Raw genomic sequence first — 16282 nt, forward strand, 5'->3', positions numbered from 1 at the left:
CGACGTACACATCTCGACCCACAACTCGTTGCAGAGGAGGAGCAGGCGGCAATGTCTTCGATCTCGTCGCACTCCACCTCCGAGGATCGATCGTCGGACGGCGGCACCCCACCCTCGGCTGCGCGACGACCGTCCAGACTGACCGCAACCGGCAATTTCCTGCGCAGTCCCGAGGGCAAGGCAGCGATACTCGGTGTGGTCGGTGCCGTCTGCATCGTGTTCGGCGGGTTCGGCGCGGGCAGTGTGCGCCGACGCGATCCGTTGCTCGAGGAGATGCACCTGTCGTGGCTGCGATTCGGTCACGGATTCGTACTCTCCACCATCATCGTCTGGGTCGGCGTACTGCTGATGATCACCGCGTGGGTTCGGCTCGGGCGCGCAACCCTGCACGGCCGCACCACGGTGGGCGAACTGCGCTGGATCGTCCCGGCATGGACCGCTCCGCTACTGCTGTCGGTGCCGATGTTCAGCCGCGATGCGTACTCCTACCTGGCCCAGGGCGCTCTGCTCCGCGACGGATTCGACCCGTATGCCGTTGGCCCCGTTGCCAATCCAGGAGTTCTGCTGGACAACGTCAGCAACGTCTGGACCACCACCACCGCCCCGTACGGCCCGCTGTTCCTGCTGCTCGGTCGCGGAATCACCAGCCTGACCGGCGACAACGTCATCGCCGGGACCATGCTGCTGCGCCTGACGATGCTGCCCGGCCTGGCACTGATGATGTGGGCGGTTCCGCGGCTGGCGAAACACCTCGGCGGCCGCGCGACCACCGCGGTGTGGCTCGCCGTCCTCAACCCTCTCGTCCTGATCCACCTGATCGGCGGAGTGCACAACGAGTTGCTCATGGTGGGCCTGATGACCGCAGGGATCGTGCTGACGCTCGAACACCGACACGTGGGCGGCATCGCACTGGTCGCGATCGCGGTGGCGATCAAGGCCACAGCAGGCCTGGCGCTGCCCTTCCTGGTGTGGATCTGGATGCTCCATCTGCGAGAGAAGGCGCGGGCCGAGGGGCGAACCCCGATGCCGCCCGCCCTGGCGTTCGTCAAGACCGCGGGCATCGGAGCCGCCGTCTTCGTTGCTGTGTTCGCCGTGGCGTCGGTGATCGCCGGAGTCGGAATCGGTTGGCTGACCGCGCTTTCCGGATCGGCCAAGATCATCAACTGGCTCTCGCTTCCCACGATCCTGGCTCACCTGGTGACCGTCAGCACGTCGTGGTTCCTCGATCTACGCCTCGGACCCGTTCTCGACGTCACCCGCCTGCTGTGCGCCATCGCGCTGGTCGTCGTGCTAGCGGTCGCCTGGTGGTTGGGCCGCAGATCCGAACGCGACGCGGTCAAGGGCATTCTGATCGCCCTGGTCGCCACCGTCGTCCTCTCCCCCGCGGCCCTGCCCTGGTACTACTCGTGGCCACTGGCTGTCGCCGCAGGCTTCGCACTCTCGCGCACCACCCTGATGATCCTGACGGGTCTGTCGACGTGGCTCATGCTCGTCTTCCAACCCGACGGATCGATCGGCCTCTACACCCTCGGACACGTCGCACTGGCGGTCTTCGCCGCGGTCGTCGCAGCTCTGTCTCTGACGCGCGTCGATCCGCTGCGTCTACGATCGGACCGATCCAGGCAACACCGTGCCGTGCCGAACGCACCCAAGACCCCAGCAACGGAACCGACCGGAGACGAATCCACGTCATGAAGGCTCGCGTGATGAAAGAACTGGACGGGATCGATCCGGAGCTGCACGAGGCATACCGCATCTGTCGCGAACTCAACGCCCAGCACGGCAAGACGTATTTCCTCGCCACTCGCCTGCTCCCCACCGACAAGCGCGCAGGCGTGCATGCGTTGTACGGGTTCGCCCGGATGGTCGACGACATCGTGGACCTCGAGGGCACCGACATCTCCGTGGGATCTGACGAACTCAATGCCAGACGCATCGTCGAACTCGACGTGATCGAGTCCCGGGTGCGCGACGCCTTGGCCGGAAAACCGTTGTCCGAGAGCGTGTCCGATCGAGTGTTGAGCGCGTTGTGCGACACCGTGGGGCGCTACGACATTCCGCACGACTATTTCTACGCGTTCATGCACTCGATGCGGATGGACATTCCGGGGAGTCCGATGTTCGTCTCGCGCTACCGGACGATGGAGCAGCTGCGCGAGTACATGTACGGCTCCGCTGCGGTCATCGGACTGCAGATGTTGCCGATCCTGGGAACCGTCGTCGAGCGGTCGGAGGCCGAGCCTCCCGCCGCAGCCCTCGGCGAGGCGTTCCAGCTCACCAACTTCATCCGAGACATGGGTGAGGACCTCGATCGCGACCGCATCTACCTACCCACCGACGAACTCGCTGCGTTCGGTGTCGACGAAGAACTGCTCCGGTGGTGCCGCACCACGGGAAATGTCGACGCCAGGGTGACCAGGGCCCTCGCGCACCTGATCGCCGTCACCCGCTCGATCTACCGCACGTCCGACGCGGGTATCGAGATGCTGGATCCGCGAGTGCGACCGTCGATGCGCACGGCATCGATCCTGTACGGCCGCATACTCGCAGAGGTCGAGTCACAGGGCTACCGCGTGCTCTCGCAACGCGCGACGGTGCCGCAGTGGACCCGAGCTCGCATCGCGCTTCCGCAGTTCGCCGTCACCGGCTTCAAGCGCGCAACGATTCGCTAGAAGGCCATTGCCTGAGCTCGCCTGATCACTTCGCGCATCAGGTCGCCGTGCAGAGCAGCGACGGGTGCACCGGGCAAGCTCTCGTCCTCGGTGAACAGCCACCGCAGGATTTCCTCGTCCTCGTAACCGCCGTCGTGCAGCACGGCCAGCAGACCCGGCAGGCCCTTGACGATGGTGCCCTTGTCAGTGTCGAGGAACTGCTCGGGAACACCGGGCACACGCGAACGCTTCAGCGCCAGCAGCTGCCGATCTCGAATCAGCTGCTCGACGCGGGTCTTGGGAACGTCGAGAATCTTCGCGACGTCGGCGAACTGCAGCACGGACACCGACGGATCGAGCACGTCGTCGGCATAGGGAATGGCACTCACGCAGGTAACGTTAACGGGTCCGGCATCCAGACATCAAAAGCGTGACAGTCGGCCCAGCAGGACGAACACACGAGCCACGATCGTCGGTCGGCATCTCCTGCACCGATACGATCGACTTCAGCATCCGGCGTCGAACGCCGGAAGACCAGTGGACGACGAGGGGAGGTTCGGTGATACCGGGTTCGATGCTCGATCGTCGATACCGAATAGACGCACCGATCGCGCGCGGCGGTATGTCGACGGTCTACCGCGGACTCGACACCAGGCTCGACCGCCCCGTGGCGGTGAAGATCATGGACCCGAAGTTCGCCGAGGACCCACAGTTCGTCCAGCGCTTCGAGTTCGAGGCACGGGCCGTGGCCAGGCTCAGTCACCCGGGCCTCGTCGCCGTCTACGACCACGGTCGAGACGGCGAACACGCCTTCCTCGTCATGGAACTCGTCGAGGGCGGAACTCTGCGTGAGCTGCTGCGCGAGCGTGGACCGATGCCTCCGCATGCTGCAGCGGCCGTCATCCGGCCGGTCCTCGACGCACTCGCCGTAGCCCACCGAGCCGGTCTGGTGCACCGCGACATCAAGCCCGAGAACATCCTGATCAGCGACGACGGTGACGTGAAGATCGCGGACTTCGGACTCGTCCGAGCCATAGCGGCCTCCACCGTGACGTCGAGCAGTGTGATTCTGGGCACCGCCGCGTACCTGTCCCCCGAGCAGGTCACCACCGGTTCCGCGTCCGCTAGCAGCGATGTCTACGGCGTCGGTGTCGTGTTGTTCGAGCTGCTGACCGGACGCACGCCGTTCACCGGCGACACCTCGCTGTCCATCGCCTACCAGCGCATCGACAACGACGTACCGCTCCCCTCCACCCTCATCGCAGGCGTCCCCCCGCAGTTCGACGAGGTGGTCCAGCTTGCCACCGTCCGCGCCCCGGAACACCGGTACCGCAATGCCGACGACATGGCCCGGGCCCTGCGCGCGGCCGCGTCGGCGCTGGCGCTGCCCGAGTACCGAGTGCCGGCACCCAAGCGCTCGGCCGAGCACCTGAGCTCGGCCGCAGCCGGAGCACCGACAACGGTCGCGGGCAACCGTCCGCCGTCCGCTCGCACCCAGGTCGTGGACACTTCGCCGCCGCCACCTCCGCAACACGGGGTGCAGCACACCAGGGTGGTCACCTCGCCCACAGCGCGGGGCATCGACCACGGCCAGGACATCGCCGAGGTGCCGCCCGCCGGACCACCCCCGACCGGCAGGCGGCACTACGAGTTCCCCGATTTCGACGCCGACCGCCAGCGCTCGCGCCGAGCGATCGTCATCTGGCTCCTCGTCGTCGCCCTGCTCGCGGTGTTGGTCGGCTTCGGCGGATGGTGGATGGGCTCGGGTCGCTACACCGCAGTCCCGATGGTGGACGGGCTCGACACCACCGGTGCCACCAGTGCCGTGGAAGCCGCCGGTCTCGAAGCCGCGGTGCGCGGAACCTACTCCGACTCGGTGGACACCGACCTTCTCATCGGCACCGACCCCACCGGCGGATCGCGAATCGCCAAGGGCGACACGGTGTCTCTGTTGGTGTCACTGGGACGCCCCACCGTTCCCTCGATCGACACGAGCGCATCCGTCGACGACATGGAGCAGCAACTGCGAGACCGAACGTTCACGCCCGTCGACGGCGGCGAGGCCTTCAGCACGTCCGCTCCGATCGGCGGCGTCGCAGCCCTGGACCCGCCGCCCGGCACCGTACTGACCACGGGAAGCTCGGTCACGGTGCTGCGCAGCAAGGGGGCACCGCCGGTCGAGGTACCCGACGTACGCGGGCAGAGCGTCGACCAGGCCAGGACAACGCTGGAATCGGTGGGCATCACCGTCGGCGAGGTTCGGGAGACCTTCGACGAGGACACCGACGGCGGCAGGGCGATAGGGACGACGCCGGAGGCCGGGCAGACGGTGCGATCCGGGACCACCGCTGCGCTCGAGGTGTCCAACGCCGTCACCGTGCCGTCGCTGCTGGGTCGCTCGGTCGGCTCGGCCCGGACCGCTGTCGAGACGTTGGGCCTGACGATCGACGTCCGTCAGGTGGTGGACACCGACGGGTCGCTGATCATCACCCAGAGCCCCGGAGCCGGTTCTCGGGTGGAACCGGGCTCCGAGGTCATGGTCGTCTCGCTACCCTGATCAGTCGCGGAGCATCTCGGCGACCAGGAATGCCAGTTCGATGCTCTGCTGCGTGTTCAGACGCGGGTCGCAGGCGGTCTCGTACCGGCCGGCGAGGTCCAGGTCCGAGATGTCCTGGGCACCGCCGAGGCACTCGGTGACGTTGTCGCCGGTCAGTTCGACGTGAATTCCGCCCGGATGCGTTCCGAGGCCGTTGTGCACCTCGAAGAATCCCTGGACCTCGTCGACGATGCGGTCGAAGTGGCGCGTCTTGTAGCCGGTCGAGGCCTCGTGAGTGTTGCCGTGCATCGGATCGCACTGCCAGATGACCTGGTGGCCGGTGGCCTGAACCTTCTCGATGATGGCGGGCAGGATGTCGCGAACCTTGCCGTTGCCCATGCGTGAGATCAGCGTCAGACGTCCCGGCTTGTTGGTCGGGTCGAGGCGCTCGACGTACTCGACGGCCATCTCGGGCGTGGTCGTGGGCCCGATCTTGAGACCGATCGGGTTGGAGATCAGCTCGGCCAGCGCGATGTGCGCCCCGTCGAGCTGGCGGGTGCGGTCGCCGATCCACAGGAAGTGCGCGGACAGGTCGTACAGCTTGGGGTGATCGTCGGTGTTGTCCAGGCGCAGCATCGCACGCTCGTAGTCGAGAACGAGCGCTTCGTGGCTGGCGAAGATCTGCGCGGTGTGCAGGTTCGGGTCGGAGACGCCGCAGGCATCCATGAAGCGCAGGCCGCGATCGATCTCCCCCGCGAGCGCCTCGTAGCGCGCACCGGCGGGCGACTGGGCGACGAACTCGCGGTTCCAGTCGTGCACCTTGTGCAGATCCGCCATCCCTGCACCGGTGAGTGCGCGGACCAGGTTCATCGCCGCGCTGGCATTGGCGTACGCGCGCACCAGTCGTGACGGATCGTGGCCGCGGACGCTCTCGTCGGCGACGAGCGAGTTGATCATGTCGCCGCGGTAGGACTGCAGACCGAGCGCGTCGATGTTCGACGACCGCGGCTTGGCGTACTGACCGGCGATACGGGCGACCTTGACCACCGGCATGCTCGCGCCGTAGGTGAGCACCACAGCCATCTGCAGCAGCGTGCGGATGTTGCCCTTGATGTGCGGCTCGGTGTTGTCGACGAACGTCTCGGCGCAATCGCCACCCTGCAGCAGGAAGGCCTCGCCTCGGGCGACGGCCGCGAGCTTGTCCGACAACGCCTCCACCTCACCGGCGACGGTGATCGGTGGCACGCTCTCGAGCACCTTGCGCATGTCGGCAGCATGCTCGGGATCCCACTGCGGTTGCTGCGCAGCCGGCTTGGCCAACGCATCGTCCAATCGAGAGCGCAGCGTCGGCGACAACGGCGGCAGGTCGGGCAAGCGATCGATGGGTACGTCGACAGTCCAGTTCACCGCTACAGGATATTCGCACCGCCGAAGCCGCAGGACAACGGGTGTTCACCCGCGGTACGAGTACTCCTCGATCGCCTGGAACTTCGCCAGATTGTGCCGCGCGTCGGCCAGGGCGTCGTGAGCATCGTCGGGAACCGACGGCAGCTCGGGACTGCCGCGATCCTCCCAGTGCTGGCGCAGCTCACGAGTGAACCGCGGCAACGAACGCGGCAATTCGGTCATCGAGCCCCACAGCTGGCAGAGCGCCACGTGGTCGTACGCCGCCACCCACGCCCACAGTTCGACCTCGGCACCGTAGTGCGGAACGAGAAATTCGAGCAGTTCGTCCCGGATTCGCGACCGGCTCATCCACAGCGGCGACGAGTACGGTGGCAGCTTGGGAAGCACGTTGCGTCGAACCCAGCGGCCGGCGCGCTCGGGGTCGAACTCGGAGGACACCGCATAGAACTCGCGACCGTCCTCCGACACCACACCGATCGACACCAACTCGATTGTGCGACCATCCTCGATGAACTCTGTGTCGTAGAAGTAGCGCACGCGGCTCACCCTAGCGCGTCCCCGACACGTCCCCCACGTGCCGGTAGCCCCGATCCGAACAGCCCTGAAAGGCAACGCCAGTGACTCCGCCCGACACCAACCGTCCGGTCGCCGAAGCATCGGAGCCGGCGGCGCCGACGCGACGCCGGTGGCCGAGTTGGGCGGTGTCGTCGAGCAGGGTTCTCGTCCTGATCGGTGCTCTCGTCGGCGTGCTGTTCCATCTCAACGGCTTTCCGGGGTTGCGTGAGCTCGGCGAGCACTACCGACTCGATCTGGACGTGTATCGACTCGGCGGTCAGGTGTTCGCCGAGGGCGGGGATCTCTACGGTCAACTGCCGCCGATCGCGACCGGTACGACGCTGCCGTTCACCTATCCCCCGATCGCCGCGGCGATCTTCAGCCCGCTGTCGTCGGTGTCGCTGTACGCCGCCTCGATCGCGGTCACCGTGCTGTCCATGCTCCTGCTGCTGGTGACCGTCGTGGCGACCCTCACCTCGCTCGGACTGCGTCCTCGCACGCTCGTGTGGTGGACTGCCGGAGCAGTCTTCGCCGTGGCCGTGCTGCTTCTCGAGCCGGTCACCTCGACGCTGAACTACGGGCAGATCAACATCGTGCTGATGGCGTTCGTTGCACTGGACTGCCTGCCGAAGAAGACGCCGTGGCCCCGAGGTGTGCTGATCGGACTCGTGGCTGCCGTCAAGCTCACCCCCGCAGTGTTCGTATTGTTCTTCTTGTTGCGCAAGGACTTTCGAGCCGCTGTGGTTTCGGTCCTGAGCTTTGCGGTGTTCACCGCGGTCGGTTTCGCGCTGACGTGGTCGGACTCGGTGAAGTACTGGACCGAGACGATCGTCGATTCCGACCGAATCGGCGGTCCGGCCTACCCGCCCAACCAGTCGATCACCGGAGTGCTCGCGCGGCTCGGGCTGGACGAACTGCCTCGGTCGATCCTGTGGCTCGCGTTGTCGGTGGTGGTCCTTGCCATCGCGGCGATAGCGATGCGAAAGGCGTTCGCCGCGGGCGAGACTGCTCTCGCCCTGACGATCAACGCCATGTTCGGTCTGCTGGTGTCGCCGGTCTCCTGGTCACACCACTGGGTGTGGGCCATCCCGTTCACCGTGGTGCTCGCCGTCCTCGGCTACCGACGCCGCAGTGCGCTGTTGGCAACGCTGGTGGCCGTCGGGCTGGCGTTGATGGTCTACCCGCCGCACTGGAAGCTCGGCGAGGGCCGTTGGAGCGGTCTCGGTTGGCCGCTCGTGGATCAGTTCGCGGCCTCGGGATACGTGTGGTGGGCGCTCGCGTCGATCATCGCGGTGGCCGCGGTCGGCTGGACCGACCGGGCCGATACGACAGTCGACACCCGCTCCGCAGTCTGATCACGGAGCGGGCCGAGCAGATTCAGCTCGCCTTGGAATCCGGGATGCGCTGCGCGGTCGGACCCGACTCCGCCTCGGGCGCAGCCTTCTTCAGCGATGCGGCGTACACGTCCACGTACTCCTGACCGGAGAGCAACATCAGGTCGTACATTACTTCGTCGGTCACCGCACGCTCGACGAAACGGTTGCCTGCCATGCCCTCGAAGCGCGAGAAGTCGATGGGCTTGCCGATCCGGATGGTGACCTTCGCCGGACGCCACACGCGCGAACCGATCGGGTTCATCTTCTCGGTACCGATCATCGCGACCGGAATCACCTGAACTCCGGTCTGCAGTGCCAGACGCGCCATCCCGGTCTTGCCCTTGTACAACCGCGCGTCGGGTGACCGAGTGCCCTCGGGGTAGATACCGAGAACCTTGCCTGCTTCGATCACACGCACGCCTGCGTTGAGTGCGTCCTGTGCCGCGTCGGCTCCGGTGCGATCGATCGGCACCTGCCCGACGGCGGTGAAGAACCATTTCTGGAACTTGCCCTTGAGTCCCGGTCCGGTGAAGTACTCGCTCTTGGCGAGGAAGGTGATGCGTCGAGGCGTCTTGAGCGGAAGGTAGAAAGAATCGAGAACGGCCTTGTGGTTGCTGGCCAGAATGACCGGCCCCTCCGTCGGGATGTTCTCCGCACCCTCGATCGTGGGCCGACCCAGGGCGATGAGAAGGGGGCCGACGAAAATGTACTTAACCAGCCAGTACCACATTGACATGCTCCCTGATGATGGTCGGGAAATCGTTTGGTGCCGCCTCGCCCTGAAGCGAATCGACTGCGGCCGTGCGTCCTCGAACCGTGCCGCGTAGTGAACTGTACCCACGGTTTATGACACCAGCCACATCATCGCCGACACCAGGACCGAGGTCACAGAAAGCAGTCGAAGAACCGTCAGCGAACGCCGGTGACGAACTGCGCCCGGGCCAACTCCGCGGCCCCGATCATGCCTGCTGCCTCACCGAGTTGAGTACTGCGAATACGCGCCAGGGGGCGATGCCCCGCACCGGTCACCAGCTCAGCGTACTTGTCGGTCGCGCGAGCGAGGAACTGACTCGACGACGTCGCCACTCCACCGGCCAGCACGATCAGATCGGGGTCGTACACGTCGCTGACCATCGAGAGCCCGACGCCGAGCCACTGCGCGAAGTCCTCCATCGTGCGGCGGGCGATCGAGTCACCCTCGTGCGCGGCACTGGCGATTCGGCGGCCGGTCAACGAACCCGGGTCGAGGAACACCTCACGTGCCAGCGTCGTCGAGGACGCCGGGTCCGCCGCCAGCAACTCGACTGCGGTGTCCACCAGAGCGGTGCCGCTGCAGTACCGCTCCCAACAACCGCGCTTGCCGCAGGGGCACGCACGGCCGTCCGGCACGACCTGGATGTGACCGAGTTCCGGTGCCACACCGTGGCTACCCCGATAGATCCTGCCGTCGATCAACAGGGCCGCGCCGATTCCGGTGCCGATGGCCACCATCACCACGTTGCGCCCCCCGGACGCCGCACCGAAGCGATACTCGGCCCACGCCGCAGAATTGGCGTCGTGCTCGAGCAACACCGGCAGACCGATGCGCATGCTCATCTCGGTCGCCACAGGGGTGTTCACCCACGGCAGATGCGGGGCGAAGAGAACCGTCGTGCGATCGGAGTCGATGAACCCGGCGACGGCGAGCCCGACGGCCGCGATGTCGTGTCGCCCGGCCAGCTCCTGCACGGCCCGATCGAGACCGCGTTCGAGCGCACGCGCAGTGTGCGGAGTGGGAGCGGCCGTCGAATCGAGGACTTGCCCGTCCTCGTCGACGACGGACGCGCGCAGGCTCGTCCCACCCACGTCGATTCCTACCGTCAGTCGCTGGTGGTGGCGCTTCATTCGTTCATGCCTTCCTCGCCCGTCCCCCGCGCGGGCTGCACCCGAGTCGCTCCGATCACGGACGCTCCTGCTCGTCCGAACGCGAATTCTTCACTCGAACGGTAATCGGAACGAACGAAGCGGGACGATCGCCCTGAAGTTTCGTGTCGATCGACACGTCCGCGACCTCCGCGGGGTCCGAGGGGACACCGGCACTACCGGACCCGGGCTCGGGCGCAGTCCCCGGTGGCGGCGAGGTCGGCGTAGCCTGCGCTGCGGAGTGCGTCGCCCCGGAGGTCGTGTGATCGGCCAGCAACTGACGCAACAGCGCGATCACCACGGCGCTCTCGGAGGCCACGAGCTCGACGAGATCGTGGCGCTCCCCGCGCACCAGTGCCGCGAGAGCGCAAACCGGACACCAACTGCATCCCTGGCGGTCACGATCCTGCTGCGTCTCGGCGACGCGACGCAGGATGGGCTCGAGTCGCGTCAGCACGGTCTCGGCCAGGGCCAGCAGGTCCGCCCCCAGCTCGGAGTGGTCCGAGGTCATCGCGACACCCCGGCCGTCGGGGTTGTCGGAGTCACAGCGGCCACACGTCGGGGTTCGGACGAAAACGCACCACCAGGCACGGTCCGTCGAGTTCGGCGGAGTCGGCCACGCACCGACGCAGCACCGACGCCAATCTGATGCGCCGTCGCCTCCCGTCGGCACTCACTATCAAGTCGTCCTCCACTCGCCCCAGGCCCAAGGTCGTCGAATCCACCACCGGCAGCAGCATTCTCATCGCGTACACGGATTCGAGTCCGCCACCCGACTCGAGCACGACCGAAGGCTGCTCACCCCAGCCCGGCGCGCGCCGTTCGAGGGAGTCCGGTTCGAGGCGATCGGCCACATCTTGCAAGGGGCCCAACCCTACCGGTTCACCGGGAGCCTGCTCCACCTCCACGATCGGCACGGTACCGATGCGTCGGCGCAGCTCGGCGACCGCGTCGAGCTGCGCCGCCCGCCACCTCTCGAACCAGAACACGGCCGGATGAGCGCCCACCAGACCGACCGACGATGCGTTGAGCTTCGGCAGGATTCTGTTGACCAGCACACGATCGATTCTGATTCCGAGCAGAGCAGCTGCCGACAGAGTTCGTTCCGCGTCGACGATCGAGAGCTGTTCGGCGGTGACGACCACGGTCGCCCCGGTACGGTCGGCGTCGGTGATCAGGGACCGGACGGAGTCGATCTGCGCGAGGATTCGCTCGATCATCGCCACCACGAGAGTGAGCCGCACATCGGAACCGGTGCCGGCGACCATCCGAGCGTGCAGAGGCCAGATCCGCTCGACGTATGCGGCGACGGTGTCGGGCAACTGCAGGGTACGTAAGGCATCCGCCGATGCGGGAAGGTCGACTATCACTGTGTCCCAGCGATTCTCGTCGGCAAGACGGCTGATCTCGTGCATGCCGAGCAGCTCTTCTATTCCCGGGAGACCGAGCAGCTCCTCCGGTTCGATCGCCCCGAAGCTCACCCCGTGCTCGTGTCCCGCGGACGCCACGGCCAACAGTGAGCCCAATCCCCGGTACCGGGCTTCGAGCAGCCTCAACGTATCGATCTCGAGGATGTCGAGGCCGGGTGCGATCGAACGAACACCGGACGCATCCTCGACCTCGGCGTCCCCTTTGAATGCATCGGCGAGCGAGTGAGCCTGGTCGACGGACGCGATCAGAACCCGTTCGCCGGCCTGGGCGAGTCGTAGCCCCGACGCAGCCGCCAGCGTCGTCTTACCCGCACCACCTTTGCCGAGGAACAGCAACACCGTGGTGCGGGCTTCGGTGCGAGCTTCGCTCAGCCTTCGACCCGCTTCTTCAATTCCTTGAGTGCAGTGTCGGTGATGACCTTTTCTGCCTTGCGCTTGAACAGACCGATCATCGGAATGTTCAGATCCACGGTGAGCTCGTACGTCACGTCGGTGCCGCTGCCGGTCTCCTTCAACGTGTACGAGCCGTTCTGCGATTTCTGCATTTCGCCCGATACGAGGTTCCAGGAGACCGAATTGCCGTCGGCTGCCCAGTCGTATTCGAGCTCGTAGGTGTCTTTCACCATCCCGGCGTCGAGCACGAACTTGACCCGCTTGCCGCGGCCGTCCGCACCGACCTCGAGGACCTCGACGGATTTCGCGGCCGACACCCACGTGGGGTACGCGTCGAAATCGGCGATGACGTCCATGACCCGGCTCGATGGAGCTTCGACGACGATCGACCTCTGGGTTTTCTCCGCCATGACTACTGGTCCGCTTCCTCTCGGGTACTTCGATCAGCTCGGTTCGCTTCGGTGCCGCAGAACTCGCGCAGGCCTATCTCACACGATCGATCCGCGGACGCACAATGCGAACCGGCCGACCGTACCGCGCGGTTCATTCGCGAGCTGAAGTCGACGCTACGTGGTGGGGTGCTTCACCTGCAGACCGACCGGCCTCGAGCTCTCGCTTGAGCTCGAACGTCATCGCACGTCCGGCCACCCGCCGGGCATGCTGGTGCGCTGCCACGTCGGCGTCCGCGGCGGGTTCGGCGTGCAGGAAGTAATGGACGATCACCCCGTCCAGCGCGGGCTCGAGCCACAGCTCCATCGTTCCGACCACACCGCCGCGCACTGCCCAGCGGATCCCCTTCTCACCCCGGTCCTCGGTGATCGTCAGGTTCAGATCCGGCCACCATCGACGCCACCGCGCAGGCGACGCGAACGCCTGCGCCACCCGCACGCCGGGGGCGGCCACGAATGTCTGATCCGCAACTTGAATACTGCTCATCGACAGAGCTTCACACATCGGGTCGGGGGCCGTGCGCGTCGAGGCGTATTTCGACGCCGGGAGCCCGGGTCTAGAGTATCTGTGAAGCCGAGCTATCGACTTTCGTTCTCCCCAAGTTCTATCCGGAGGTAATCCCGTGCGCGAGTTCACCGTCGCCGCCAAATACGCCATCGCGGACACCGACTCGGCTGTCGATACCGTCTTCGCTCGCGCCCGCACCTCGCCCGACGCGGTGGTGTTCCGACGCACAGTGGACGGACAATGGATCGACGTCACCGCCGCCGAGTTCGAGCGCCTGGTGGTGGGGGTGGCACGGGGTCTGATCGCCGCAGGCATCGAGCAGGGCGATCGGGTCGCACTGATGTCGTCGACGCGATTCGAGTGGTCGGTAGTGGACTACGCGATCTGGGCCGCGGGCGGTGTGACGGTGCCGATCTACGAGACGTCCTCGGCCGGTCAGGTCGAATGGATCCTCGAAGACGCCGAGCCGGTCCTGCTGATTCTCGAGAACGACGCGCATGTGCAGGAGACGAAGTCCGTTGTGGCAGCAGCCCCGTCGGTCCGACAGACGTTCGTCATCGTGAACTCGGCGGGCACCGACGCAGTGCAGGCACTGCTCGACGGTGGTGCCGAAGTCGCCGAAGACGAGGTGCACCTACGGGTTTCGAAACTCGTCTCGTCCGACCCGGCAACCCTGATCTACACCTCGGGAACCACCGGTCGGCCCAAGGGCGTCCAGCTGACCCACGCCAATCTGCTCGCCGAGTCACTCGGGATTCGTGAGACGTCGCTGAAATCGCTGATGACACAGGGCCGCAGCACGCTGATGTTCCTTCCGCTCGCGCACGTCCTGGCACGCGCAGTGTCCATCGCGTCGTTCGACGCCGGGGTCACCATCGGCCACACCAGCGACATCCCCAATCTCGTCGCGACGTTCGGCACGTTCCAACCGGACTTCATCCTGTCGGTTCCGCGAGTGTTCGAGAAGGTCTTCAACACCGCCAAGCAGAAGGCGCACGCCGACGGCAAGGGAAAGATCTTCGACCTCGCCACCGAATGCGCAGTGGCATGGAGTGAAGCGCAGGATACCGGAGGTCCGGGAATCGTGTTGCGCGCCAAGCACACCGTGTTCGACAAGTTGGTGTACGGCAAACTGCGAGCAGCGCTCGGCGGCAAGTGCGAACTCGCGATCTCCGGCGGAGCGCCCCTCGGTTCCCGGCTCGGCCACTTCTACCGGGGCATCGGTGTGACGATCTACGAGGGCTACGGACTGACCGAAACCACGGCAGCGTTCGCGGTCAACACCATCGGATTCCAACGCGTGGGCAGCGTCGGGCGTCCACTGCCCGGCAACACCGTGCGCATCGCCGAGGACGGAGAGATCCAACTCCGCGGACCGGTGGTGTTCGACGGCTACTGGCGCAACGAGACCGCCACCGCCGAGTCGCTGGACGAAGGCTGGTTCCGCACCGGTGATCTCGGTTCCGTGGACGACGACGGCTACATCACGATCTCGGGACGCAAGAAAGAACTGATCGTCACCGCAGGCGGCAAGAACGTCTCACCCGCCGGGTTGGAAGACCACCTGCGGGCGGGTGCACTGATCAGCCAGGCCGTCGTCGTGGGCGATCAGAAGCCCTTCATCGGCGCGCTCATCACCCTCGATCCGGACGCGTTCGATCGCTGGAAGTCCGCACACGGCAAGGCCGCCGACGCCACCGCGGCGGATCTGCAGACGGACCCCGAACTCGTCGCGGAGATCGACGCCGCCGTCGCCGACGCGAACAAGTCCGTCTCGCATGCGGAGTCCATCAAGAAGTATCGACTTCTCCCCCACGACTTCTCGGAGGAGAACGGCGAGCTCACTCCCACGATGAAGCTCAAGCGCAACGTCATCACCAAGTCGTACGCCGACGAGATCGAGTCGATCTACTCCCGTTGAGCCGTACTGCCTAGATCAACGAACGCAGCTTCTCGGTCAGCACGTCCCAGCGCCATTCCGCGTCCACCCAGGCGCGGCCGGCGTTGCCCATCTGCGTCGCCAGCGTGCGATCGGACAGGATTCGCACGATCGCGTCGGTGGTGTCCGAGACGGACGTGCCGTCGACGACGAGGCCGGTCTTGTTGTGCTGCACCGCTTCCGGCGCACCCCCGGACATGCCGGCGACTACGGGTACACCGCAGGAAGACGCCTCGAGGTAGACGATGCCGAGACCTTCGACATCGAGACCGGCACCTCGGGTTCGGCTCGGCATCGCGAACACGTCGGCGATCGTGTGGTGGGCGGCGAGCTCCGCCGACGGGACGGTACCGGTGAACACCACGTGTTGCTCCATGCCGGTGGATCGGACGAGCTCGCGCAGAGTCTTCTCGTACGGCCCGCCGCCGACGATCACCAGAACCGCTCCGTCGACGACCCGGCGGATCCCCGGGAGCGCCCGGATCAGGACATCCTGACCCTTGCGCGGAACCAGCCGGGACAGGCACAGAACGGTGGGGCGATCACCGAGGCCGTAGCGGGCACGAAGTTCCGCTCGCGCTGCGTCGTCGGGCACGAAGCGATCGGTATCGACACCGGGCGGCAGATGTTCGAGGGCGGCGGCCCGCCCGAACGCCGAACTGAATCGCCCCCGGGTGTACTTGCTGACGTAGGTCACCACATCGGTGTTCTCGCCGATCGTGCGCAGGGCCGCCCGCCCGCCCGGCACCATCGACCATCCGACCTCGTGACCGTGTGTGCTCGCCACGATGCGATCGGCCCCCGCCTTGCGCAGGTACGACGACATCACTGCCAACGGAGCCGACGCACCGAACCACACCGAATCGCAGCCTCGGGACTTCAGGATTCGAGCCGCACGGCGCGCGACGAGCGGAGTCGGCAACATCAGGGTCGTCGGATGCCGGATCACCTCGAAAGGCTGCCTGGCATCGAACTTCTCGTGCGAGTCGCCGCGCCAGCGGGGGGCGTAGACCACCAGCTCGTCGGCCGGCAGCTGCGAGGCGAAGCTGTGCAAGTAGGACTGAATACCACCCGGGCGAGGAGGAAAGTCGTTCGTCACGAGCAGGGTACGACGCATGGAGTCAACCGTAGCGCCC

15 protein-coding genes are annotated in these 16282 nt (G+C 66.2%); 5 read left to right on the plus strand and 10 right to left on the minus strand.

Features of this window, described 5'->3' with window-relative positions; all coding sequences use genetic code 11:
• Window positions 1-51 precede the first annotated feature (51 nt).
• Complete coding sequence (locus CH283_RS15395; protein ID WP_094640129.1) at window positions 52-1695, plus strand: alpha-(1->6)-mannopyranosyltransferase A; 1644 nt, start codon at window positions 52-54, stop codon at window positions 1693-1695.
• 11 nt (window positions 1696-1706) lie between these two features.
• Window positions 1707-2672 carry a phytoene/squalene synthase family protein gene (locus CH283_RS15400; protein WP_068052046.1) on the plus strand — a complete coding sequence of 322 codons (966 nt, stop codon included), beginning with the start codon at window positions 1707-1709 and terminating at the stop codon, window positions 2670-2672.
• Here CH283_RS15400 and CH283_RS15405 read toward each other — a convergent pair.
• Window positions 2669-3040 (minus strand): Rv2175c family DNA-binding protein, encoded by a 372-nt coding sequence (locus tag CH283_RS15405; RefSeq protein WP_068052028.1) that lies wholly within the window; start codon window positions 3038-3040, stop codon window positions 2669-2671. The genes CH283_RS15400 and CH283_RS15405 overlap by 4 nt on opposite strands.
• Window positions 3041-3225: 185 nt before the next feature.
• Between CH283_RS15405 and pknB the strand changes: the two genes are divergently transcribed.
• The gene (pknB, locus tag CH283_RS15410; protein WP_094640400.1) at window positions 3226-5208 is read left to right on the plus strand and encodes a Stk1 family PASTA domain-containing Ser/Thr kinase; all 1983 of its coding nucleotides are present in this window, start codon (window positions 3226-3228) and stop codon (window positions 5206-5208) included.
• Here pknB and CH283_RS15415 read toward each other — a convergent pair whose 3' ends face one another.
• The gene (locus CH283_RS15415; RefSeq protein WP_032394396.1) at window positions 5209-6594 is read right to left on the minus strand and encodes a class II 3-deoxy-7-phosphoheptulonate synthase; all 1386 of its coding nucleotides are present in this window, start codon (window positions 6592-6594) and stop codon (window positions 5209-5211) included. It lies immediately after the preceding gene.
• A gap of 45 nt (window positions 6595-6639) precedes the next feature.
• Window positions 6640-7131 (minus strand): polyadenylate-specific 3'-exoribonuclease AS, encoded by a 492-nt coding sequence (locus tag CH283_RS15420; protein WP_027497365.1) that lies wholly within the window; start codon window positions 7129-7131, stop codon window positions 6640-6642.
• An 80-nt stretch (window positions 7132-7211) separates the two neighbouring features.
• On the opposite strand from CH283_RS15420, the gene CH283_RS15425 reads away from it, so the two are divergent.
• Complete coding sequence (locus CH283_RS15425; RefSeq protein ID WP_094640130.1) at window positions 7212-8504, plus strand: glycosyltransferase 87 family protein; 1293 nt, start codon at window positions 7212-7214, stop codon at window positions 8502-8504.
• Between the two features lie 22 nt (window positions 8505-8526).
• Here the strand turns inward: CH283_RS15425 and CH283_RS15430 are convergent, their stop codons facing one another.
• The 6 genes from CH283_RS15430 to CH283_RS15455 all read right to left on the minus strand — a co-directional run bounded on the left by CH283_RS15430 (window position 8527) and on the right by CH283_RS15455 (window position 13186).
• Window positions 8527-9255 carry a lysophospholipid acyltransferase family protein gene (locus CH283_RS15430; protein ID WP_068052034.1) on the minus strand — a complete coding sequence of 243 codons (729 nt, stop codon included), beginning with the start codon at window positions 9253-9255 and terminating at the stop codon, window positions 8527-8529.
• Window positions 9256-9434: 179 nt separating this feature from the next.
• Entirely contained in the window at window positions 9435-10409 is a 975-nt protein-coding gene (locus tag CH283_RS15435; RefSeq protein WP_037192841.1) for an ROK family protein, read from the minus strand.
• 55 nt (window positions 10410-10464) lie between these two features.
• Window positions 10465-10938, minus strand: coding sequence for a hypothetical protein (locus CH283_RS15440; RefSeq protein WP_094640131.1), 474 nt, complete (start codon window positions 10936-10938; stop codon window positions 10465-10467).
• 31 nt (window positions 10939-10969) lie between these two features.
• The gene (locus CH283_RS15445) at window positions 10970-12196 is read right to left on the minus strand and encodes an ArsA family ATPase (protein ID WP_082898940.1); all 1227 of its coding nucleotides are present in this window, start codon (window positions 12194-12196) and stop codon (window positions 10970-10972) included.
• A gap of 29 nt (window positions 12197-12225) precedes the next feature.
• Window positions 12226-12660 (minus strand): SRPBCC family protein, encoded by a 435-nt coding sequence (locus CH283_RS15450; protein WP_068052039.1) that lies wholly within the window; start codon window positions 12658-12660, stop codon window positions 12226-12228.
• Between the two features lie 133 nt (window positions 12661-12793).
• A complete protein-coding gene (locus CH283_RS15455) occupies window positions 12794-13186 on the minus strand; it encodes a polyketide cyclase / dehydrase and lipid transport (protein ID WP_082898941.1) in 393 nt (130 codons plus the stop codon).
• Between the two features lie 136 nt (window positions 13187-13322).
• Here CH283_RS15455 and CH283_RS15460 point away from each other — a divergent pair, with 136 nt between their 5' ends.
• Window positions 13323-15128, plus strand: coding sequence for an AMP-dependent synthetase/ligase (locus CH283_RS15460; protein ID WP_094640132.1), 1806 nt, complete (start codon window positions 13323-13325; stop codon window positions 15126-15128).
• 10 nt (window positions 15129-15138) lie between these two features.
• Here the strand turns inward: CH283_RS15460 and CH283_RS15465 are convergent, their stop codons facing one another.
• Window positions 15139-16263, minus strand: coding sequence for a glycosyltransferase family 4 protein (locus CH283_RS15465; protein WP_094640133.1), 1125 nt, complete (start codon window positions 16261-16263; stop codon window positions 15139-15141).
• Window positions 16264-16282: the final 19 nt, after the last annotated feature.

Origin of the sequence: Rhodococcus sp. 05-2254-2, assembly GCF_002259095.1 — a bacterium.
Classification (GTDB): Bacteria; Actinomycetota; Actinomycetes; order Mycobacteriales; family Mycobacteriaceae; genus Rhodococcoides.